The following is a 22456-nucleotide window of genomic DNA, read 5'->3' as shown; positions in this document are numbered from 1 at the left end:
AGGTCTGGCCTTTTCGCGGGTAGCCTCGAAGCAGATCAGCGCTTATTGGCGAGCAAGTACAGGCCCACGGCCAGACCAACGGCACACAGCCCCGCCACGTAGTAGGCCGGCGCCATCGGGCTCACCTTCAGCAGCGCCGTCACCACCATCGGTGTCAGCCCGCCGAAAATCGCGTAGGCCACGTTGTACGAGAACGACAGCCCGCTGAAGCGCACCGCCGCCGGGAACGCCTTGACCATCACATAGGGCACAGCGCCAATCACGCCCACGCACAGGCCAGTCACCGCGTACAGCGGGAACAACAGCTCAGGCCGGGTCGGCAGGCTGTGGTAGAAGGCCCAGGAACTGGCCAGCAGCAACAGGCTGCCAATCACGAACACGCGGCCCGCACCAAAGCGGTCGGCCAGGCTGCCGGCGCCGATGCAGCCAAGGCTGAGCAGCACGATCGCCAGGCTGTTGGCCTTGAGCGAGTCGGTCGGGCTGATGTGGTAGAAGCTCTGCAACAGCGCCGGGGTCATCAGGATGACCACCACGATGCCGGCCGACAGCATCCAGGTCAGCAGCATCGACAGGATGATCGGGCCACGGTGGTCACGCAGCACGGCGCGCAACGGCAGCTCTTCGGCCAGCGCCTTGCGCTGCTGCATCTCGGCGAACACCGGGGTTTCGTGCAGCCAGCGGCGCAGGTACACCGAGAACAGGCCGAACACACCGCCCAGCAGGAACGGAATACGCCAGGCGTAATCGGCCACTTCTTCGGCGCTGTACACGCTGTTGATCAGGGTCGCCACCAGCGAGCCCAGCAGAATGCCCGCCGTCAGGCCCGCAGTCAGGGTGCCGCAGGCGTAGCCGGTATTGCGCGCAGGCACGTGTTCGGACACGAACACCCAGGCGCCCGGCACCTCGCCACCGATGGCCGCGCCCTGGATCACGCGCATCATCAGCAGCAGGATCGGCGCCCACATGCCAATTTGGGCATAGGTTGGCAGCAGGCCCATGATCAGGGTCGGCAGGGCCATCATGAAGATGCTCAGGGTGAACATCTTCTTGCGCCCGAGCAGGTCGCCAAAGTGCGCCATGATGATGCCGCCCAGCGGCCGCGCCAGATAGCCGGCGGCGAAGATGCCGAAGGTTTGCATCAGGCGCAGCCACTCGGGCATGTCGGCCGGGAAGAACAGCTTGCCGACCACTGTGGCGAAGAACACGAAGATGATGAAGTCGTAGAACTCCAGCGCACCGCCCAGGGCGGACAGTGAAAGGGTCTTGTAGTCACTGCGGGTCAGCGGCCGCGCGGGCTGCTCGATACTGCTGGGCACGGAAGTCATCGCTCGTTGTTCTCTTTGTAGGGCATGCAGGCCGCTTGGCACGCGGCTTCTGGATTAGGGGACACGCGAAGATAGCAAATAGCCGAGCTGCGCTGAAAGCGATACAAAATCCCTACACATATTCATGAATGCGCGGTCGTCGCTGGCCGTTATGCTCTATATACTGGCAGTTCGTAGGAAAAGGTTGCCCCTAACGTGGGATGTTGTGCGAAAACGCCGGTCAGTATTGTCAGACGGTTTCGCAGAGTTTCCCTACGGCCGCCCAGTGAAACGAAATCGGCGTAGTATGTTTCAAGCTGAATCGTTTACCCGGCCTTTGCGCCACACCAACGAAAAGCGTCACGGGTCAGAGGCCCCATCGCATGATTGAGCTCGAACAAGAAGATCCAATCCCACAAGGCGATCTGGCCTTGCAGATCACCGCATTGCCGCGCGAGACCAACGGCTTCGGCGACATCTTCGGCGGCTGGCTGGTTGCCCAGATGGACCTGGCCGGCACCGCCATGGCCAGCCGCGTCGCCGGTGGCCGCGTGGCTACCGTGGCCATCGACCGCATGGCCTTCCTGGTACCGGTCGCGGTCGGCGCGCAGCTGTCGTTCTATACCCAGACCCTGGAGATCGGCCGCAGCTCGATCCGGATGATGGTCGAAGTGTGGAGCGACGACCCGCTGTCCAGCGAATGGCGCAAGGTTACCGAAGCGGTATTCGTCTTCGTCGCCATCGACGGCAGTGGCCGTACCCGGTCTGTGCCTCGTCGCTAAGCCTCGCCGGCGGTAAACTCATTGCATGTGCCCGGGTCCAAGGCCCACTGGCAACCAATGAGATGAATGCAATGGCTACCTACCAGGTCGTAACCGAGCAACATGGCGAACTGAACTGCTGGCGTATCAGCAGCGACCGCGCCGAACTCCTGATCGCCCAGCAAGGCGCACAGATCCTCAGCTACCAGCGGGTCGGCGAGCCGCCGCTGCTGTGGCTGAGCGACCAGGCCATCTTCCGCCAGGGCAAGTCGGTTCGCGCCGGGGTGCCGGTGTGCTGGCCGTGGTTTGGCAACTTGCAGCGCAACCCCCAGGCCGTGCAGGCCATGTACCACGGCGAGCAGGCACCAGCTCACGGTCTGGCGCGCTCACGTGACTGGCAGTTGCTGGGTATAGAGGAAGCGGGCGACGGCCTGCGTATCGAGTTCGAGCTGCCTGAGGCGCAGGGCGACCTGCCCGGGTGGCCCCATGACGTCGAGCTGAAGCTGGTGGTGGAGCTGGGTGACGAGCTGAAGCTGAGCCTGACCAGCCGCAACATGGGCAATACCCCGGTTACCATCAGCCAGGCGCTGCATAGTTACTTTGCAGTTAGCGATGTGCGTCAGGCGCGGGTCGAAGGGGTCGAGGGGCTGGGCTATATCGAGACCCTGGCTGACTGGGAACAGCGCCAGCAGCAAGGGCCGCTGGCGTTTGCCGGGGAGACGGACCGGATCTACCTCGATACCCCGCAGACGCTGAGCATTGTCGACCCGCATTGGAGCCGGCGGATTACCTTGACCAGCAGCGGGTCGCGCTCGGCGGTGATCTGGAACCCATGGACCGAGCGGGCCAAGGAGCTGGCAGACATGGCTGATGACGGCTGGCAGCGGATGCTGTGCATCGAGACGGCGAATGTGTGGGATGACCTGGTGGAGCTGAGGCCAGGGGCGAGTCACTCGCTAGGCGTCGTGATCGGCTGTGAAATGATCTGAGTTTTACAGTGGTTTTGCCGGCCTCTTTACGGGCTTGCCCGCGAAGAGGCCGGTGCAGGCAATCAGAGGTCTGCATCCTCCACCACCCTCACCTTCCCCGCATCCAGCGCATAGGCCGCGTCGGCCAGGTCATTGCTGACCTTTTCCACCTTAAGCGTGCCGCTGACCCACAGCGGTGTGTAGATGTCATCGATCTTCAGTCCTTTCGGGTAGCGCACCAGCACCAGCTGGTTCGGCGGCGGTGGCGGCACATGGATGCACGCCCCAGGGTACGGCACCAGGAAGAACAGCGTGCTGTTGCCCTTGGCGTCGCTTTCCAACGGCACGGGGTAGCCGCCCAGGCGAATGTCCTTGCCGTTCATGGCTGCCACGGTCTTGGTCGAGTACATCACCGCCGGCAGGCCCTTGCTCTGTTTCAGGCCACCCTTGTCGGTAAAAGTGCCCATGGCTTCCGGTGAGTTGTGGTCGATTTCGGGCATTTGCTCGAGCGCCTTCTGGTCCGACTTGGGCATCAACTCCAGCCAGTCGGTTTCAGGCAGTTCGGCATGGGCCAGGGCGCTGGCCAACAGCAGGGGGACAAGGAAAAAGGCACGCATGGAAATGCTCGGCAACTCGGATGAATTGCCGGGCATTCTAACCAGTATTCAGCGTTTCTTGATGAATCCGTAGATCACCAGAAGGACCACGGCACCGACCAGCGCGCCAAAGAAGCCCGCTGCCTGTCCGGCCTGATAGATGCCCAACGCCTGGCCGCCATAGGTGGCCAACAGGGAGCCGGCAATACCCAGCAGGATGGTCATGATCCAGCCCATGCTGTCGTCGCCCGGCTTGATGAAGCGGGCCAGCAGGCCGACGATGAGGCCGATGAAGATGGTTCCAATGATGCCCATGGCAATCCCTCTGCAGTTCGAAGATGGAACAAGCCAAAGCCTAGGCAGCGTTTTGGCTTGTTGCCATCTTCAGAGGGCAAGCCGGTGGTAGAAGTTCGATCAGTTGCTGATCAGGGCTTCTACTTCGGCAATCTTGCGCTCGAGGGTAGCCATGTCGTGGCAGCGCAGGGTGGCGTGGCCAACTTTGCGGCCGACCTTGAAGGCCTTGCCGTAGTGATGCAGGTGGCAGTCACCGATGGCGACCACTTTATCTACAGCTGGCACTTCACCGATGAAGTTGAGCATCGCACTCTCGCCCACCTTGGCAGTCGAGCCCAGCGGCAGGCCGGCAACGGCGCGCAGGTGGTTCTCGAACTGGCTGCATTCGGCGCCTTCGATGGTCCAGTGCCCGGAGTTGTGCACGCGCGGGGCGATTTCGTTGGCCTTGAGGCCACCGTCGACTTCGAAGAACTCAAAGGCCATCACACCTACATAGTCCAGTTTTTGCAGCACGCGGCCCACGTAGTCTTCGGCCAGGGCCTGCAGCGGGTGCGCCTGGCTGGCCACCGAAAGGCGCAGGATGCCGCTTTCGTGGGTGTTGTGCACCAGCGGGTAGAAGCGGGTTTCGCCATCGCGGGCACGCACGGCCACCAGCGACACTTCGCCGGTGAACGGCACGAAGCCTTCCAGCAGGCACGGCACGCTGCCCAGCTCGGCGAAGGTGCCTACCACGTCTTCAGGCGTACGCAGTACCTTCTGGCCCTTGCCGTCGTAACCCAGGGTGCGGGTTTTCAGCACGGCCGGCAGGCCGATGCTGGCCACTGCGGCGTCCAGGTCTGCCTGCGAGAGAATGTCGGCGAAGGCCGGGGTCGGGATACCCAGGTCGCGGAACATGCTTTTTTCGAACAGGCGGTCGCGGGCGATGCGCAGCGCTTCGGCGCTGGGGTAGACCGGCACGAACTGCGAGAGGAAGGCCACGGTCTCGGCCGGGACACTTTCGAACTCGAAGGTGACCAGGTCGACTTCGTCGGCCAGCTGGCGCAGGTGATCCTGGTCGCCATAGTCGGCACGCAGGTGCTCGCCCAGGGGCGCGGCGCAAGCGTCCGGCGCCGGGTCGAGGAAGGCGAAGTTCATGCCCAGCGGGGTGCCCGCCAGAGCCAGCATGCGGCCCAGCTGGCCGCCACCGATTACACCGATCTTCATGGGTTGAGCCTCAAGCCTGGCGCGGGTCTGGGTTGTCCAGCACGGTGTCGGTCTGCTCCGTGCGGAACTGCTTCAACGCCGCGTGGAACTGTGGGTACTTGGCGCCCAGGATGCTGGCCGACAGCAGCGCAGCGTTGACGGCACCGGCACGGCCGATGGCCAGGGTGGCAACCGGCACGCCGGCTGGCATCTGCACGATCGACAGCAGCGAATCGACGCCCGACAACATCGACGACTGGACGGGTACGCCCAGCACTGGCAGGTGGGTCTTGGCGGCGCACATGCCTGGCAGGTGAGCTGCGCCACCGGCACCGGCGATGATCACCTCGATGCCACGGCCTTCGGCCTCCTCGGCATACTGGAACAGCAGATCCGGGGTGCGGTGGGCGGAAACCACCTTCACTTCGTAGGGAATGCCGAGTTTTTCCAGCATATCGGCGGTGTGGCTAAGGGTGGACCAATCGGACTTGGAGCCCATGATCACGCCAACCAGTGCACTCATCGTCGAGCCTCTTCGCTTGTGCGCCCTTGGGCGCGTCAAAAAACAACAAGCCACGCGGGACGACCGGCGTGGCTTGTTTGCTGATCAGGACCGGACGCATCCGGTCGAAAGGCCGCGCAGTATACCGTAAGGTGTTGCGTTTAAGGCACCCCGGCGACCAACTGTCGCCCCTTATTTTTCGGGGCTTTGGCTGACTTTTGGGTCAACCGCCGCCGCACCTTCCAGCTTGCGCCACAACAGCCGTACGTTGGCCTTGCGTACCAGGGCGCAGCGGTACAGGCGGATCTCCAGCGGCACATGCCACTGACTGCCGCCGCAGATGGCCAGTTCGCCCCGCTCCAGCTCGCCGCGCATCGACAGGCGCGGCACCCAGGCGATGCCCATGCCTTCCAGCGCCATGCTCTTGAGACTGTCGGCCATGGCGGTTTCGTAGACGGTGGTATACCGCAGGTTACGCTGGCGCAGCAGCAAATTGACCGAACGCCCCAGGAACGCGCCTGCGGTATAGGCCAGCAGCGGCACGCTGCCCTCGCCTTCCAGATCGAACAACGGTTTGCCTTCGGCGTCCACGGCGCACACCGGCAACATTTCGGTGGTGCCCATGTGCAGCGACGGGAAGATCTCGGCATCCATCTGCAAGGCCGCGTCCGGGTCATAGAACGCCAGCATCAGGTCGCAGCCACCTTCGCGTAATGCATGCACGGCATCCCCGACGTTAGTCGCAACCAGGCGGGTGGCGATGTTCAAACCGTCGTTGCGCAACTGGGCCACCCAGCGGGGGAAAAAGCCCGATGCAAGGGAGTGCGCCGCCGCCACCTGAACGACCTCGCCCTGCCCACCTTCAAGGTGATGCAAATGGCGGAGAATCTCGCTCAACTGGTCGACAACCGTACGCGCCGTGACAAGAAAAAGCTGCCCGGCCTCAGTCAGTTCGATCGGTGTGCGGGAACGATTCACCAACTGCAGGCCCAACGCCGCCTCCAGGCTGCGAATGCGCCGGCTGAAGGCCGGTTGGGTGACGAAACGCCGCTCTGCAGCCTGGGAAAAACTGCGGGTGGCAGCCAGCGCGCTGAAATCTTCCAGCCATTTGCTTTCAAGGTTCACGAAGCACATCTCCCGGCATGCACCAAAATGGAACACGCTCGAATGTCAATTGGCGTCACATGAAACACTATGCCGTTTGTGCATAGGTTAGCGTGCAACAGCATTGGCCGCAAAATCACCTTCAGGCCTAGGATTGGCGCCATTCCGGCATGTGCCGGGTCAAAATCGAGATGATATACATCATGTCCTCTGCTGCATCGTTCCGCGTCGAAAAAGATCTGTTGGGTACCCTTGAAGTTCCTGCTGATGCCTACTACGGCATCCAGACCCTGCGCGCTGCCAACAACTTCCACCTCTCCGGCGTTCCGCTGTCGCACTACCCGAAACTGGTAGTCGGCCTGGCGATGGTCAAGCAGGCAGCTGCTGACGCCAACCGTGAGCTGGGGCACCTGAGCGATGCCAAGCACGCCGCGATCAGCGCAGCCTGCGCACGACTGATCAAGGGCGACTACCACGAGCAGTTCGTGGTGGACATGATTCAAGGCGGTGCTGGTACTTCCACCAACATGAACGCCAACGAAGTCATCGCCAACATCGCGCTGGAGGCCATGGGCCACCAGAAGGGTGAGTACCAGTACCTGCACCCGAACAACGATGTGAACATGGCGCAGTCGACCAACGACGCCTACCCGACCGCTATCCGTCTGGGCCTGCTGCTGGGTCACGACGCGCTGCTGGCCAGCCTCGACAGCCTGATCCAGGCCTTCGCTGCCAAGGGTAAGGAATTCGACCACGTACTGAAGATGGGCCGTACCCAGCTGCAGGACGCCGTGCCGATGACCCTGGGCCAGGAATTCCGCGCCTTCGCCACCACCATGACCGAAGACCTGCAGCGCCTGCGCTCGCTGGCTCCGGAGCTGCTGACCGAAATCAACCTGGGTGGTACTGCCATCGGTACCGGCATCAACGCCGACCCTGGCTATCAGGCCCTGGCCGTGCAGCGCCTGGCAATCATCAGCGGCCAGCCGCTGGTACCGGCTGCCGACCTGATCGAAGCCACTTCCGACATGGGCGCCTTCGTGCTGTTCTCCGGCATGCTCAAGCGTACCGCCGTCAAGCTGTCGAAGATCTGCAACGACCTGCGCCTGCTGTCCAGCGGCCCGCGCACCGGCATCAACGAGATCAACCTGCCAGCACGTCAGCCAGGCAGCTCGATCATGCCAGGCAAGGTCAACCCGGTTATCCCGGAAGCCGTCAACCAGGTGGCCTTCGCCATCATGGGCAACGACCTGGCCCTGACCGTCGCCGCCGAAGGTGGCCAGCTGCAGCTGAACGTAATGGAGCCGCTGATCGCCTACAAGATCTTCGACTCGATCCGCCTGCTGCAACGCGCCATGGACATGCTGCGCGAACACTGCATCGTCGGCATCACCGCCAACGAACAGCGCTGCCGTGAACTGGTCGAGCACTCGATCGGCCTGGTCACCGCCCTGAACCCGTACATCGGCTACGAAAACGCCACCCGTATCGCCCGCGTTGCCCTGGAAACAGGCCGTGGCGTACTGGAACTGGTGCGCGAAGAGAAGCTGCTGGACGAAGAGATGCTCAACGACATCCTGCGTCCGGAAAACATGATCGCTCCCCGTCTGGTTCCGCTGAAGGCGTAACCCGGCTGCTGCAAACAGTCTCACCAGGTTAAGGGACTAGACACCTCTCAACCTTTCAAGGCCCGAGCCTATGCTTCGGGCCTTTTTTTTGCCCGCAAAACAAGCGGCGCGAAGACCGCTTGCCGATATCGGCATACTACTTGCTCGATAATGCGTCCCAGCCCAACGGGATTACCCAGCATGCTGCACAGCCACCTCACCACCCTCAACGCGGTTTCGCTGATCCTCAACGTCTTTCAGGCAGACGGTTGCGAGGCATCAGCGCTGCTGGCCGGCAGCGGCATTGGCCCGTCAGACCTGGGGCACGCCGATGCGCGCATCACCACCCAGCAGGAACTGCAGGTGTGCGCCAACGCTGTGGCCCGGCGCGCGGACATCGGCCTTGAACTGGGCCGGCGCATGCACGTGTCGTGCTACGGCATGCTAGGTTACGCATTGCTCTCCAGTGCCACTTTGGGTGACGCCTTGCGCCTGGCGCTGGCATATCCGGCACTGCTGGGAACAGTGTTCAAGCTACGTTTGATCGAGGACGGCCAGCGGGTCTGGCTAAGTGCCAGCGACTGCCACGACAGCCCGGCGCTGAGCGCATTCAACGCGGAGTTCTGCCTGGTGTCGCTGAAAGTCATCTGCGACGACTTGCTTGGGCGCCCACTGCCTCTGCTAGGCGCCCGTTTCGAACACTCGCGGCCCGGTTACCACGCGCTCTATGCCGGTGCATTCCAGTGCCCGGTGGGTTTCGACGCTCAGGACAATGCCTTGGCGTTTGAACGGCGCTGGCTGGACAGGCCACTGCCGCTGGCCGATTCGATTACCCACAAGGCCATGAGCGAACGCTGCCGGCGCCTGAACCTTGAGTTCACGGGCCGGCAGGCCTGGCTGGGGCGGATTCGCCAACTGCTGGCACAGCAACTGGACGCCGCGCCTGGGCTGGAAGGGTTGGCGCGGCAGATGAATTGCTCGTCGCGCACCCTGCGCCGGCATTTGCAGGCGCTGGGCAGCAGTTATCAACAGCTGCTAGACGAGTTGAGGTTCGAGCGGGCCAAGCAGTTGTTGGCTGATGAACAGATGCCGATCTATCGCATTGCTGAGACCTTGGGGTTCAGCGAGACCGCCAGTTTTCGCCATGCGTTCCAGCGTTGGAGTGGTGTAGCGCCCAGCCACTTCCGTGGTTGACCAGCTACGGCCAAAGAGCTTGGCCACATCGATCCCCTTTTGGCCGTTTGCGTCGTTCTCCGCTACTGACCTGCCCATGACAATGGACCCACGCCAGTATCCAACGGAGAACAACAATGCTGACGATCTATTCCGATGATCACCGCCTGCACCACGGCCGCTGCGAGCTGATCGACGGCAAGCTGATGCCCTGCTTCGAAATGCCTTCGCGCGCTGACCATGTGCTCGACCAGGTAAAAAAACGCAACCTTGGCGACATCCAGGGGCCTACCGACTTCGGCCGCGCGCCGTTGCTGCGCATCCACAGCGCCGACTATCTCGACTTCTTCGAAGGCGCCTGGGCGCGCTGGGCCGCACTGGGCCAGGAAGGCGACCTGCTGCCGTTCACCTGGCCTGCTCGCACCTTGCGCCAGGTAAAACCCACCGGCCTGCATGGCGAGTTGGGCTATTACAGCTTCGATGCCGGCGCCCCGATCACCGCCGGTACCTGGCAGGCCGCCTACAGCGCCGCCCAGGTCGCCCTCACGGCCCAGGCGGCAATCCAGCAGGGCGCCCATTCGGCCTTTGCCCTGTGCCGCCCACCGGGGCACCACGCCGCCGGCGAAGTCATGGGCGGTTATTGCTACCTGAACAACGCCGCCATCGCCGCCCAGGCCTTCCTGGACCAAGGCAAGCGCAAGGTCGCCATCCTCGACGTCGACTACCACCACGGCAACGGCACCCAGGACATCTTCTACAGCCGCGACGACGTATTCTTCGCTTCGATCCATGGCGACCCGCAGGACGAATTCCCGTTCTTCCTGGGCTATGCCGACGAAACCGGCGAAGGTGCCGGTGAGGGCTGCAACATCAACTACCCGCTTCCGGCTGGCAGCGACTGGGCGGCCTGGAGCGCAGCCCTGGAGGATGCCTGCCAGCGCATTGCCCGCTATGACGCCGACGTACTGGTGATCTCGCTGGGTGTGGACACCTTCAAGGACGACCCAATCTCGCAGTTCAAGCTGGACAGCCCGGACTACCTGGAAATGGGCAAACGTATCGGCCAGCTCGGCAAGCCGACCCTGTTCGTGATGGAGGGCGGCTACGCTGTGGAAGAAATCGGTATCAACGCGGTCAATGTGCTGGAAGGCTTCCAGCACGCCCAGCCAGGAGCCCGGTAATGGTCCGACTCAAGCGTCTACTCGCCCCGTTCATCGCTGCCACCTTGTTCACCGGTGCCCTGCATGCTCAAGCCGAGCAGCGCACACTGCGTGTGTATAACTGGTTCGACTACATCACCCCGCAGACCTTGACCGATTTCAAGCAGGACAGCGGGGTCAAGCTGATCTACGACATCTTCGACACCAACGAGGCGCTGGAGGCCAAGCTGCTCACCGGCAACTCCGGCTATGACGTGGTGGTGCCGTCCAACGTGTTCCTCGCCAAGCAGATCGAAGCCGGGGTGTTTCAGCCGCTCGACCGCAGCAAACTGCCGAACTGGCAACACCTGGACCCGGCGCTGATGAAGCTGATCGAGGCCAACGACCCGGGTAACAAGTACGCGGTGCCCTACATGTACGGCACCGTGCTGATCGGCTTCAACCCGGCCAAGGTCAAGGCAGCGCTCGGCGACAACGCCCCGGTGGACAGCTGGGACCTGATCTTCAAGGAAGAGAACATCGCCAAGCTCAAGCAGTGCGGCGTGGCGCTGCTCGACTCGCCTTCGGAGATTCTGCCGCTGGCCCTGCAGTACTTGGGTTTACCGCCGAACAGCGACAAACCGGCCGACTACAAGAAGGCCGAAGCGTTGATGCTGAAGATCCGCCCACACATCACCTACTTCCATTCTTCGAAGTACATGGCAGACATCGCCAATGGCGATATCTGTGTGGCGGTGGGTTACAGCGGCAGTTTCTCGCAGGCCGCCAACCGCGCGCGCGATGCCAAGAACGGCGTGGTGGTGGACATGCGCCTGCCCAAGGAGGGTGCGCCGATCTGGTTCGACATGCTGGCGATTCCAAAGAATGCGGCCAACCCGGAAGATGCCCACACATTCATCAATTACTTGCTACGGCCTGAGGTGATTGCGCCGATCAGCGACTTTGTCGGTTATCCGAACCCGAACAAGGATGCGACTGAAAAGGTCAGTCCGGCGATTCGCAACAATCCCAACCTGTACCCGACGGCGGAAGCGATGGCCAAGCTTTATACCCTCAAGCCCTTGGCGCGGGACGCAGAGCGGGCCAGAACCCGGGCCTGGACACGGATCAAATCCGGCACCTGATAGAGTCGGGGGCTGCTTTGCAGCCCCAATTCACTTTCTCCAGACCTTGCGCAATTTCATCAAGGCTTCGGCGATCTCCCCCTCCGGCACCGCCGCAAACCCCAACACCAGCCCTGCCCGCTTATCCACAGGCACGTCGCTGTCCGACAGCCAGAAATTGCTCAGCGGCGTCACCTCTACCCCCGCAGCTTCAGCCTTGGCCACCAGCTCCTGCTCTCGCGCAAAGTTATCCACATCCACCTTCACATGCAGCCCGGCCGCCACTTCCGGCATCTCGCCCAACCCGGGAATATCCACAGGCCAGCCAGCCTTGAGTACGTTACGTCGACTCAAAGCGGCCTTGCGCATACGGCGGATATGCCGCTGGAAATGCCCGCGTGCCATGAATTCGGCCATCACGCACTGGCTGCTGACTTCCGAATGCCGCACGGCCAACGCCTTGCCCTGACTGAATCCCTGCACCAGTTGCGGCGGCAGCACCAGGTAACCCAGGCGCAACGCGGGGAACGCAATCTTGCCGAAGGTACCGACGTACAGCACCCGACCGTGCCGGTCGAGCGCCGCCAACGGGGCCAAGGGCGCACCGCTGTAGCGGTACTCGCCGTCATAGTCGTCCTCGATGATCCAGCCATCGTTGCGTTCGGCCCACGCCAGCAGCGCCAGGCGCCGTGCCAGGCTCATGGTGACCCCGGTCGGGTATTGATGCGCCGGTGTGACATACGCCAGCCGGCAGTCCGCCTGCTGACCGAGCAAGCGGCAGTCCATGCCCTCTTCGTCCACAGGCACGCCATGCAACGTGGCGCCAGCCAGCGCAAAGGCATGCCCGGCCGCGCGGTAGCCGGGGTTTTCCACAGCCACACCGTCACCCGGCTGCAACAACAGCTGTGCACAAAGGCTGATGGCTTGCTGTGCACCACTGGTGATCACAATTTGTTCAGCCATACAACTTAGCCCACGCGAACGGCGCAGGTAGGCCGCGATCAACTCACGCAAAGCCGGCTCGCCTGCCGGGTCACCGTAACCCAGCTGCGCAGGGGATGGTTTACGCCAAAAACCCGCCTGCAGCTTGGCCCAGACGTCAAATGGGAACAAGTCGAATGCCGGAATGCCGACCCGAAAGGCACGGGGCGCACCACTTCTTGGGGAAGGTAAGTGGTTACTTTTTAGGCGCAATAAAGGCGCTGATAAACGCCGTTCGCTGGATAAATCCTCAGTATTTTCTTCGGAAAATGTGGATAACCCTGTTGATAAACCCCGGGATAACCCTGTGGATATTTGTGTGGATATTTTTGGCAGCCGACTTACGTAAGTACCATCTCCAACTCGGCTTTCGATGTAGCCCTCGGCATACAGTTGGTCATAGGCGCGCACCACACTGTTGCGTGACAGCGCCAGCATGACGGCCAGGTCGCGAGTGGCTGGTAGCCGTGTACCACTGCTCAGGCGCCCATCCAGCACCCGCGCACGCAAGGCCTGGTACAGCTGCTGACTCAGCCCACGGCGTCGATCAAGGGCGATCCCGGCAGGGTCGAATGGCAGTGTGAAGGGGCGCTCGCTCATGGTATTGGACCTATCAAATCAGGCAGTAATGGCTCTTACCCAGAACCAATAGCCTGCCTAGGATGGAACCATTCGACAAGGACCAAGCCCTATGTACAACAGCAAGCCGCATCAGGAGCACGACCTCGGCCGCCTGCACCAGCACATGCTCGACACCCGCCTGGCTGTCCTGGTCAGCCACGGCGATCAGGGGCTGCTGGCCACGCACCTGCCAGTGCTGGTCGATACCACCGAAGGCGAATTCGGTACGGTCTATGCCCACCTGGCCCGGGCCAACCGCCAATGGCAGGACCTGGCACAGGGTGTCGAAGCCTTGCTGGTATTCCCCGGCGCCGATGCCTATGTCAGTCCCGGCTACTACCCGAGCAAGGCTGATAACCCCAAAGTCGTACCTACCTGGAACTATCTGGCCGTGCACGCCTATGGCACAGCCGAGGTGATCCACGATACCGAGCCGCTGCTGGCGATCGTCAGCCGCCTGACCGACCGCCATGAACAGGGCCGCAGCGAACCGTGGAAAGTCACTGACGCCCCTGCCGACTACCTCGATGGCATGCTCCGCGCCATCGTCGGCATCCGCCTGCCCGTCGCCCGTCTGCAAGGGGCACGCAAGCTCAGCCAGAACCGTTCCGATCAAGACATCGCGGGCGTGCGCGAAGGCCTGAGCGCCAGCGCCGATCAGCTGGACAACCAACTCGCGGCGCACATGCGCCAACTCTGAAGGAATAGCCCATGTCTAGCGTTACCCTACGCCCTGTCACTGCCCAAGATCACGCGGCCTGGCTCGCCCTGTGGCAGGCCTACCTGCACTTCTACGAAAGCGAACTGGCCGATGAAGTCAGCCTGAGCACCTGGCAACGCCTGCTCGATCCGAAGGAGCCCACCCATTCGACCCTGGCCTGGGTCGATGGCAAGGCGGTGGGCATGGTCAACTTCATCTACCATCGTTCCAACTGGAGCATCGAGAATTCCTGCTACCTGCAGGACCTGTACGTGGACAGTACGCAGCGGGGCCTGGGCATTGGCCGCCAGCTGATCGAGCACGTCTACGCCACAGCCAAGGCCGACGGCTGCATCAAGGTGCACTGGCTGACCCACGAAACCAATGCCACCGCCATCAGCCTGTATCAGCAGGTTGCCGAGCGCTCGGGCTTCATCCAATTCCGCAAAGGTTTGTAGGCCGAACATGACAGACGTATTGAACTGGAAACCCGCCGCAACGCCCCAGGCCGACCCCATTGAAGGCCGCTTCATCCGCCTGGAAAAGCTCGACCCGGCGCGCCATGGCGACGATCTTTGGAACGTGCTGCAAGGCCCGGCATCCGACCCGGTGCTATGGGACTACCTGCCTTATGGGCCGTTCACCGAGCGTGCCGCCTTCGACCGTTGGCTGGAGAGCAACGCCGCAGGCCGCGATCCGCTGTTCTACACCGTCATCGACCGCCCCAGCGGCCAGGCACAGGGCATTCTGAGCCTGATGTCCATCGTACCCGACCACGGGCGTATCGAAATCGGCCATATCGCCTTCGGCGCCGCCATGCAGCGCACGCCCAAAGGAACCGAGGCGGTGTACCTGCTGGGCAAACTGGGCTTCGAACTGGGCAACCGCCGTCTGGAGTGGAAGTGCAACAACGCCAACGCCCGCTCCAAGCGGGCGGCGGAGCGGTTTGGCTTCACTTATGAAGGCGTGTTCCGCAAGCACTTGGTGGTGAAGGACCATAACCGCGATACAGCCTGGTATTCGATTACCGATGAAGAGTGGCCGGCGGTGGCTGCCGGGTTCGAGCGGTGGCTGGGAGAGGAAAACCAGCAGCCGAGTGGACAGCTGCAGACACTTGAGGCATGCCGCAAAGGCTGAATCTTGCATGGGCCATCAGGTTCAGCACAAAAAAAGGGGAGCATTCGCTCCCCAGAGGTAAACCGCTTGTAGATGAGGGCTTAAATCAGCCCTCGATCTCGATCAGGATTTCACCCGGCGTTACACGGTCGCCCTTGGCCACATGAATGGCGACGACCTTGCCGGCGATGGCCGCCTGCACTTCGGTTTCCATCTTCATGGCTTCGGTGATCAGCACGGCCTGGCCGGCCTTGACCAAGTCGCCTTCCTTGACCAGCACATCGACGATGTTGCCTGGCATGGTGGTGCTGACGTGGCCTGGGTCGGTGGCTTGCTTGCGCTTGCTGCCGCCGCCGCCAACGAACTCGTTGAGTGGCTCGAACACCACTTCTTCCGGCATGCCGTCGATCGACAGGTAGAAGTGACGCTTGCCTTCGGCCTTAACGCCCACGCCGGTGATATCGACGCGGTAGGTTTCGCCGTGCACGTCGATGACGAACTCGGTCGGCACGCCTTCACCGCCCGGAGCGGCTACGGCGCCGGCTTCCGGAATCGGCAGCAGGGCTTCTGGCGTCAAGGTGCCGGCTTCGCGCTCTTCGAGGAACTTGCGGCCAATATCAGGGAACATGGCGAACGTCAGCACGTCTTCTTCACAACGAGCCAGGGCGCCGATATCGGCACGCAGCTTGGCCATTTCCGGCTTGAGCAGGTCGGCCGGGCGTACGTCGATCACTTCTTCGCTGCCGATTGCCTGGCGGCGCAGCTGCTCGTTGACCACGCCCGGCGCCTTGCCGTAACCGCCTTGCAGGTACAGTTTCACCTCGTTGGTGATGGTCTTGTAGCGCTCGCCAGCCAACACGTTGAAGAATGCCTGGGTGCCAACGATCTGCGAGGTCGGGGTTACCAGCGGCGGGAAGCCAAGGTCTTCACGTACACGCGGGATCTCGGCCAGCACTTCGTTCATGCGGTTAAGCGCGCCCTGCTCTTTCAGCTGGTTGGCTAGGTTGGAGATCATGCCACCCGGCACCTGGTTGACCTGCACACGGGTGTCCACGGCGGTGAACTCGCTTTCGAACTGGTGGTACTTCTTGCGCACGGCGTAGAAGTACAGGCCGATTTCCTGCAGCAGCTCCAGGTCCAGGCCGGTGTCGAATTCGCTGCCCTTGAGCGCAGCCACCATCGACTCGGTGCCTGGGTGGCTGGTGCCCCAGGCGAAGCTGGAGATGGCGGTGTCGATGTGGTCGGCGCCGTTCTCAACCGCTTTCAGCTGGCACATGGCAGCCAGGCCGGCGGTGTCGTGGGAGTGGATGAACACCGGCAGGGATTGTTCGGCCTTCAGCGCCCTGACCAGCTCGCCAGTGGCGAACGGCGTCAGCAGACCGGCCATGTCCTTGATCGCGATCGAATCGCAACCCATGGCTTCCATCTGTTTGGCCTGGGCTACAAAGGCGTCGATGGTGTGCACGGGGCTGACGGTGTAGGCGATGGTGCCCTGGGCGTGCTTGCCAGCGGCCTTGACCGCTTCAATGGCCACGCGCAGGTTACGCACGTCGTTCATGGCGTCGAAGATGCGGAACACGTCGATGCCGTTGACCGCTGCCTTGGCGACGAAGGCCTTGACCACGTCGTCGCTGTAATGGCGGTAGCCCAGCAGGTTCTGGCCGCGCAGCAGCATTTGCAGGCGGGTGTTGGGCAGGGCTGCGCGCAGCTTGCGCAGGCGCTCCCACGGGTCTTCTTTCAGGAAGCGCACGCAGGCGTCGAAGGTGGCGCCGCCCCAGACTTCCAGCGACCAGTAGCCGACTTTGTCGAGCTTGTCGCAGATCGGCAGCATGTCTTCGGTGCGCATGCGGGTGGCCAGCAAGGACTGGTGGGCGTCGCGCAGGATCGTGTCGGTAACGTGGATTTTCTTGGACATTATGGGGTTCCTCACAGGCCTGCGTGGGCGGCGATGGCGGCGGCGATGGCCAGGGCCAGCTCTTCGGGTTTGCGCTTGATCGAGTAGTTGGTCAGTTCAGGGTGGCTTTCGACGAAGCTGGTATTGAACTGGCCGCTACGGAATTCCGGGTTGCGCAGGATTTCCTGGTAGTACGCGGCAGTGGTCTTCACCCCTTGCACGCGCATGTCGTCCAGGGCCCGCAGGCCGCGGTCCATGGCTTCTTCCCAGGTCAACGCCCACACCACCAGCTTCAGGCACATGGAGTCGTAGAACGGCGGAATGGTGTAGCCGGTATAGATTGCCGTGTCGGTACGCACGCCCGGGCCGCCGGGGGCGTAGTAACGGGTGATCTTGCCGAAGCTGGGCAGGAAGTTGTTTTTCGGGTCTTCGGCGTTGATGCGGAACTGCAGCGCGTATCCGCGGTGCTGGATATCTTCCTGCTTGACCGACAGCGGCAGGCCCGAAGCAATGCGGATCTGCTCACGGACGATGTCGATACCGGTGATCTCCTCGGTGATGGTGTGCTCCACCTGCACCCGGGTGTTCATTTCCATGAAATACACCTCGCCATCGGCGAGCAGGAACTCCACGGTACCGGCGTTCTCGTAGTTCACGGCCTTGGCCGCACGCACCGCCAGGTCGCCGATGTAGGCGCGCTGCTCGGGGGTGAGCTGCGGGCTTGGGGCAATTTCGATGAGCTTCTGGTTACGGCGCTGGATCGAGCAGTCGCGCTCGAACAGGTGCACCACGTTGCCAAAGCTGTCACCGAGGATCTGCGCCTCGATGTGCTTGGGGTTGACGATGCACTTTTCCAGGAACACCTCGGCCGAACCAAAGGCCTTGGTGGCCTCGGAAATGACCCGTGGGAAGTTCTGTTCCAGTTCTTCACGGCTGTTGCAACGGCGGATACCACGGCCGCCACCACCGGAAGTGGCCTTGAGCATCACCGGGTAACCGATGCGGTCACCTTCGCTCAGGGCTTCATGAATATCGGCAACGTTGCCTTCGGTACCCGGGGTTACCGGCACACCGGCGGCGATCATGGTGCGGCGCGCTTCGGTCTTGTCGCCCATGCGGCGAATCACGTCGGCAGCCGGGCCGATGAACTTGATCCCGCGCTCTGCGCAGATCTCCGCCAGTTCGGCGTTTTCCGACAGGAAACCATAGCCTGGGTGCAGGGCATCGCAGCCGGTTTCCACAGCCAGGTTCACCAGCTTGCGCGGGTTCAGGTAGCCAGCCAGCGGCTCGGCACCAATGCTGTGTGCCTCATCGGCGCGCTTGACGTGCAAGGCGTGACGGTCGGCGTCGGAATAGATCGCTACCGAGCGAATGCCCATCTCGGCGCAGGCACGCACGATCCGAACTGCGATTTCACCTCGGTTGGCGATCAGGATTTTTTTTATCACTGGAGTCTTCCCAAAGCCGTAGGAACAGTCGAGCCGGTTCTACCGGTCGGCGCGTGACCAGACGTTGCTGGCCAGTCGCGTATTCACCCTAGCGCTGTAGGTCGATAAACAAAAATCAATATTTGTTAGGGGCTGTATTAGCAAAAGCTTATAGTGCGGTTACAAGGTGTTGCCAACGAGCCGATAAAAATGCGTAAGTCCTTGATGCGTATGACTTTGCGTCAATTGCAGATCTTCAACGAGGTGTGCGATTTGCGCTCGTACAGCCGCGCGGCGGAGGAGATGGCACTGACGCAACCCGCCGTTAGTCTACAGATCCGCCAGCTCGAAGAGCTGATTGGCCAGCCACTGTTCGAGTACGTAGGCAAGAAGCTGTACCTGACCGAGGCGGCCGAAGCCTTGCAACGCGCCAGCCGCGACATCTTCGGGCGGCTGGAGAGCCTGGACATGCAGCTGTCGGACATGCAGGGCTCACTGCAGGGGCAGCTGAAACTGGCGATCGAGTCCAGTGCCAAGTACTTCGTGCCACACCTGTTCGCCGCCTTCAAGCAGCGTCACCCGGAGGTCAACCTGACCCTGACGGTGGTCAACCGCGCCCAGGCCATTCGCCGCCTTTCGGATAACCGCGACGACCTGATCATCATGTCGATGGTGCCGCAGGACATGGGCCTGGAATTTCTGCCATTCCTCAACAACCCAATCGTGGCGGTGGCACCGCCCGAACATCCGCTGTGCAAACTGGAGCAGTTGCGCCTGCAGGACCTGGAGCCTCATACCCTGCTGGTCCGCGAGCAAGGTTCGGGCACACGCAAGGCGTGCGAGGAGTACTTCAAGGACAAGCGCGTACACTTTACGCAGACGCTGGAAGTGGCCTCTGCCGATGCCCAGCGCGAATGCGTGATCGCCGGCCTGGGTGTCGCGTTGCTGACCCGCCATGCAGTCAACCTGGAGCTGGCCACTGGTGTGTTGAGGGAGCTACCCGTAGAAGAACTGCCGCTATACCGCAGCTGGTGCGTGGTGCAGGCCAAGGCCAAGCGGCAGTCGCCAGTGGCCTTGGCGTTTTTGGCGTTCATCCGCAGCGAACGTGCGTTGATCAGCGCGCTTGTTGAACGTTTTTCGGGGAAGCTGCCGACGACGTCTGCCATACCGTGAGCGCTTGCAGCTCGGGGTAGTCTGCCAGGTCGCGGAGCAATTGGCGTTGGTCGCAATAGACCTCGATCGCGCGGCGGTACTCCATGCGGCGCTGATCCTTTTCCTGCTGTTTGCGAGCCTTGGCGTTGGGTTGGTAAGTACCTTCGTGGTCGCGTGCCATTGCCTGTCTCCCAGATAGGATGCGGGAGTTTCAGACTGGCCTGGATGGTTTACGGTTTGGCGGTGGAATGGTGACAAAACAATGAATTTTTACTGCCTGTGCCGGCGATAGGGCCAGTACAGGCAATGCAGATCAGTCGTCTGTAGCCTTGATCGACTTGGGCGACAAACGCAGGCTGCGCAAGCTGCGTTTAACGCTTTTCAGGTGGTTGACCAGGCTCGGCCCACGCGCCATCGCCACGCCCATGGCCAACACGTCGATCACCACCAGGTGAGCGATACGCGAGGTCAGCGGCGTGTAGATTTCGGTGTCTTCATGCACGTCGATCGCCAGGTTGACCGTCGACAGCTCGGCAAGAGGTGTCTGGCTGGGGCACAGGGTAATCAGGTTGGCACCGCTCTCACGCACCAGGTTGGCGGTGATCAGCAAGTCCTTGGAGCGGCCCGACTGGGAAATGCACACCGCCACATCACCCGGCTTCAGGGTAACCGCCGACATCGCCTGCATGTGCGGGTCGGAATACGCGGCGGCGCTGAGCAACAGGCGGAAGAACTTGTGCTGGGCATCGGCCGCCACCGCACCGGACGCGCCAAAGCCATAGAACTCCACGCGTTGCGCCTGGGCCATGGCACTCACCGCCTGCTGCAGCGCCTGCGGGTCGAGGTGCTCACGCACTTCCATCAGGGTATGCAGGGTGGTGTCGAAGATCTTCAGGCTGTAGTCGGCAACCGAGTCGTCTTCATGAATGGCGAACTGCCCGAAACTGGCCCCCGCTGCCAGGCTCTGCGCCAGCTTCAGCTTGAGGTCCTGAAAGCCCGAGCAACCGATAGCCCGGCAGAACCGCACGATGGTAGGTTCGCTGATACCCACGCTGTGTGCCAGGTCGGCCATGGAACTGTGCATGACGGCAGCCGGGTCGAGCAGCACGTGGTCGGCCACTTTGAGTTCCGATTTGCGCAGCAGGTGGCGCGATTGGGCGATATGTTGCAACAGATTCACAGGCTGGACTCGGTTATGATCGGCTGGCCGGGTTGTAGCTTTCTTGTAGTTATACTACATGGACGCCAACCCGCCCAGTTAAACGAACGTGGAGAGTGGCGGTTTGACTATTCCTTGCGACATTCTGGTCTTCGGCGGCACCGGCGATCTGGCCCTGCACAAGTTGCTTCCGGCGCTCTACCACCTGTTTCGCGAGGCCCGTCTTGACCCTGCCGTGCGGATCATCGCGCTGGCGCGCCGCAACTTGCCACGCAACGATTATCTCAAGCTCGCCGAACGCCATTGCCGGGCACAGATCGCCCGCAACGACTTCGAAGAAGAGGTCTGGCAGCGGTTTTCCGCGCGGATCGACTATTTCGCCATGGATGCTTCGCAAAGCGCCGACTTCGGCCGCCTGGCGCGCTACCTGGGCGAACCTGGCGGCTTGACGCGTATCTTCTACCTGGCCACCGCCCCCAACCTGTTCGTACCGATTGCCAAGCACCTGCATAACGCCGGCCTGGCCGACGCCGAAGCGCGCATCGTGCTGGAAAAGCCGATCGGCCATTCGCTGGAATCGGCTACCGCCATCAACGAAGCGATTGGCGCAGTGCTGGAGGAAAACCAGGTATTCCGCATCGACCACTACCTGGGCAAGGAAACCGTGCAGAACCTGATGGCCCTGCGCTTCGCCAATGCCCTGCTGGAGCCGGTGTGGCGCAACAATCAGGTCGACCACGTACAGATCAGTGTTTGCGAGACGCTGGGTGTAGAGAACCGCGGCGCCTACTACGACCGCGCCGGGGCAATCCGCGACATGCTGCAGAACCACCTGCTGCAGCTGCTGTGCCTGGTGGCCATGGAGCCCCCCGCCCAGTTCGAAGCCGAAGCGGTACGCGACGAAAAAGTGAAGATCCTGCGCGCCCTCAAGCCGATCACCGGCCAGGATGTGCAGGACAAGACCGTGCGCGGCCAGTATGGCGCCGGGCACATTGGCGGCCAGGAAGTGCCGGCCTACTACTTCGAAAAGGATGTCGACAACGACAGCGATACCGAAACCTTCATCGCCATCGAAGCGCACATCGACAATTGGCGCTGGGCGGGCGTGCCATTCTATCTGCGCACCGGCAAGCGCATGGCACGGCGCTCGTCGCAGATCGTCATTCAGTTCAAACCGGTACCCCACGAGCTATTCAACGGCGGCCAGGTCAATCAGTTGCTGATCCAGCTGCAACCGGAGGAACGCATCAGCCTGCGCATGATGACCAAAAGCCCGGGCAAGGGCATGCGCCTGGAACCGGTGGACCTGGACCTGAACCTGGCCCAGGTGTTCAGCCAGACCCGCCGCTGGGAAGCCTACGAACGCCTGCTGCTGGATGTACTGGAGGGCGACTCGACGCTGTTCATGCGCCGCGATGAAGTGGAAGCAGCCTGGGCCTGGACCGACCCGATCATCAAGGGTTGCGAGGAGCACTTTCAGGCGCCACGCCCTTACCCGGCGGGTAGTAGCGGGCCAGAGCAAGCCAACAGCCTGCTGGCGCGTCATGGCAGGCACTGGCATGGCTGACCCACTGTCATCGGGTCGAGGAACGGCCATGCGCCAAGGTGAATATTTATACAGTGGAGGTTTGCCCCATTTCCTGCCGCGCCCT

22 protein-coding genes are annotated in these 22456 nt (G+C 62.2%); 11 read left to right on the top strand and 11 right to left on the bottom strand.

Annotated elements, in window-relative coordinates:
* Positions 1-35: 35 nt before the first annotated feature.
* On the bottom strand, positions 36-1325 hold the full coding sequence (locus PM2_RS15150) for an MFS transporter (RefSeq protein WP_016712730.1): 1290 nt from the start codon (positions 1323-1325) through the stop codon (positions 36-38).
* Positions 1326-1687: 362 nt separating this feature from the next.
* Between PM2_RS15150 and PM2_RS15145 the strand changes: the two genes are divergently transcribed.
* On the top strand, positions 1688-2086 hold the full coding sequence (locus PM2_RS15145; protein ID WP_016712731.1) for an acyl-CoA thioesterase: 399 nt from the start codon (positions 1688-1690) through the stop codon (positions 2084-2086).
* 71 nt (positions 2087-2157) lie between these two features.
* Entirely contained in the window at positions 2158-3054 is an 897-nt protein-coding gene (locus tag PM2_RS15140; RefSeq protein WP_016712732.1) for a D-hexose-6-phosphate mutarotase, read from the top strand.
* 62 nt (positions 3055-3116) lie between these two features.
* Here PM2_RS15140 and PM2_RS15135 read toward each other — a convergent pair whose 3' ends face one another.
* From PM2_RS15135 to PM2_RS15115, 5 genes are all read right to left on the bottom strand, one after another.
* Positions 3117-3650 (bottom strand): DUF3299 domain-containing protein, encoded by a 534-nt coding sequence (locus PM2_RS15135; RefSeq protein ID WP_161751323.1) that lies wholly within the window; start codon positions 3648-3650, stop codon positions 3117-3119.
* 48 nt (positions 3651-3698) lie between these two features.
* Positions 3699-3944: a GlsB/YeaQ/YmgE family stress response membrane protein gene (locus PM2_RS15130; protein ID WP_010955824.1), complete on the bottom strand. Its 246-nt coding sequence runs from the start codon at positions 3942-3944 to the stop codon at positions 3699-3701.
* A 99-nt stretch (positions 3945-4043) separates the two neighbouring features.
* The gene (locus PM2_RS15125; protein ID WP_016502259.1) at positions 4044-5126 is read right to left on the bottom strand and encodes a 5-(carboxyamino)imidazole ribonucleotide synthase; all 1083 of its coding nucleotides are present in this window, start codon (positions 5124-5126) and stop codon (positions 4044-4046) included.
* 10 nt (positions 5127-5136) lie between these two features.
* Positions 5137-5628, bottom strand: coding sequence for a 5-(carboxyamino)imidazole ribonucleotide mutase (purE, locus tag PM2_RS15120; protein ID WP_009684500.1), 492 nt, complete (start codon positions 5626-5628; stop codon positions 5137-5139).
* A 171-nt stretch (positions 5629-5799) separates the two neighbouring features.
* Positions 5800-6732: a LysR substrate-binding domain-containing protein gene (locus tag PM2_RS15115; protein ID WP_161751324.1), complete on the bottom strand. Its 933-nt coding sequence runs from the start codon at positions 6730-6732 to the stop codon at positions 5800-5802.
* Positions 6733-6914: 182 nt separating this feature from the next.
* On the opposite strand from PM2_RS15115, the gene aspA reads away from it, so the two are divergent.
* From aspA to PM2_RS15095, 4 genes are all read left to right on the top strand, one after another.
* A complete protein-coding gene (gene aspA, locus PM2_RS15110) occupies positions 6915-8339 on the top strand; it encodes an aspartate ammonia-lyase (protein WP_025754235.1) in 1425 nt (474 codons plus the stop codon).
* 180 nt (positions 8340-8519) lie between these two features.
* Positions 8520-9512, top strand: coding sequence for an AraC family transcriptional regulator (locus PM2_RS15105; protein ID WP_016712738.1), 993 nt, complete (start codon positions 8520-8522; stop codon positions 9510-9512).
* 116 nt (positions 9513-9628) lie between these two features.
* Positions 9629-10672: a histone deacetylase family protein gene (locus PM2_RS15100; RefSeq protein ID WP_016712739.1), complete on the top strand. Its 1044-nt coding sequence runs from the start codon at positions 9629-9631 to the stop codon at positions 10670-10672.
* The gene (locus PM2_RS15095; RefSeq protein WP_016712740.1) at positions 10672-11775 is read left to right on the top strand and encodes a polyamine ABC transporter substrate-binding protein; all 1104 of its coding nucleotides are present in this window, start codon (positions 10672-10674) and stop codon (positions 11773-11775) included. Before PM2_RS15100 ends, PM2_RS15095 begins: the two co-directional genes overlap by 1 nt.
* Before the next feature lie 30 nt (positions 11776-11805).
* Here the strand turns inward: PM2_RS15095 and pdxR are convergent, their stop codons facing one another.
* A complete protein-coding gene (pdxR, locus tag PM2_RS15090) occupies positions 11806-13335 on the bottom strand; it encodes a MocR-like pyridoxine biosynthesis transcription factor PdxR (protein WP_016712741.1) in 1530 nt (509 codons plus the stop codon).
* A 91-nt stretch (positions 13336-13426) separates the two neighbouring features.
* Between pdxR and PM2_RS15085 the strand changes: the two genes are divergently transcribed.
* Genes PM2_RS15085 through PM2_RS15075 form a run of 3 tightly spaced genes read left to right on the top strand, consistent with a single transcriptional unit; the run spans position 13427 to position 15193 of the window.
* Complete coding sequence (locus tag PM2_RS15085) at positions 13427-14056, top strand: FMN-binding negative transcriptional regulator (RefSeq protein ID WP_016712742.1); 630 nt, start codon at positions 13427-13429, stop codon at positions 14054-14056.
* Positions 14057-14067: 11 nt separating this feature from the next.
* On the top strand, positions 14068-14514 hold the full coding sequence (locus PM2_RS15080) for a GNAT family N-acetyltransferase (protein ID WP_016712743.1): 447 nt from the start codon (positions 14068-14070) through the stop codon (positions 14512-14514).
* A 7-nt stretch (positions 14515-14521) separates the two neighbouring features.
* Entirely contained in the window at positions 14522-15193 is a 672-nt protein-coding gene (locus tag PM2_RS15075; RefSeq protein ID WP_016712744.1) for a GNAT family N-acetyltransferase, read from the top strand.
* 85 nt (positions 15194-15278) lie between these two features.
* Here the strand turns inward: PM2_RS15075 and oadA are convergent, their stop codons facing one another.
* Both oadA and PM2_RS15065 read right to left on the bottom strand, forming a co-directional pair.
* Positions 15279-17087, bottom strand: coding sequence for a sodium-extruding oxaloacetate decarboxylase subunit alpha (oadA, locus tag PM2_RS15070; protein WP_016712745.1), 1809 nt, complete (start codon positions 17085-17087; stop codon positions 15279-15281).
* Positions 17088-17098: 11 nt separating this feature from the next.
* Complete coding sequence (locus PM2_RS15065) at positions 17099-18514, bottom strand: acetyl-CoA carboxylase biotin carboxylase subunit (protein ID WP_016712746.1); 1416 nt, start codon at positions 18512-18514, stop codon at positions 17099-17101.
* A 204-nt stretch (positions 18515-18718) separates the two neighbouring features.
* On the opposite strand from PM2_RS15065, the gene PM2_RS15060 reads away from it, so the two are divergent.
* Complete coding sequence (locus PM2_RS15060; protein WP_161751335.1) at positions 18719-19666, top strand: LysR family transcriptional regulator; 948 nt, start codon at positions 18719-18721, stop codon at positions 19664-19666.
* Here the strand turns inward: PM2_RS15060 and PM2_RS30105 are convergent.
* Complete coding sequence (locus PM2_RS30105) at positions 19608-19826, bottom strand: PA3496 family putative envelope integrity protein (protein ID WP_080578095.1); 219 nt, start codon at positions 19824-19826, stop codon at positions 19608-19610. The genes PM2_RS15060 and PM2_RS30105 overlap by 59 nt on opposite strands.
* 132 nt (positions 19827-19958) lie before the next feature.
* Positions 19959-20825 (bottom strand): transcriptional regulator HexR, encoded by an 867-nt coding sequence (hexR, locus tag PM2_RS15055; RefSeq protein ID WP_003253273.1) that lies wholly within the window; start codon positions 20823-20825, stop codon positions 19959-19961.
* A 103-nt stretch (positions 20826-20928) separates the two neighbouring features.
* On the opposite strand from hexR, the gene zwf reads away from it, so the two are divergent.
* The gene (gene zwf, locus PM2_RS15050) at positions 20929-22371 is read left to right on the top strand and encodes a glucose-6-phosphate dehydrogenase (protein WP_016712748.1); all 1443 of its coding nucleotides are present in this window, start codon (positions 20929-20931) and stop codon (positions 22369-22371) included.
* Positions 22372-22456: the final 85 nt, after the last annotated feature.

The sequence above is a fragment of the Pseudomonas monteilii NBRC 103158 = DSM 14164 genome (genome assembly GCF_000730605.1).
Classification (GTDB): Bacteria; Pseudomonadota; Gammaproteobacteria; order Pseudomonadales; family Pseudomonadaceae; genus Aquipseudomonas; species Aquipseudomonas monteilii.
Note: the sequence above shows the minus strand (reverse complement) of the source record. Positions and strands in the feature narration are given on the sequence as shown.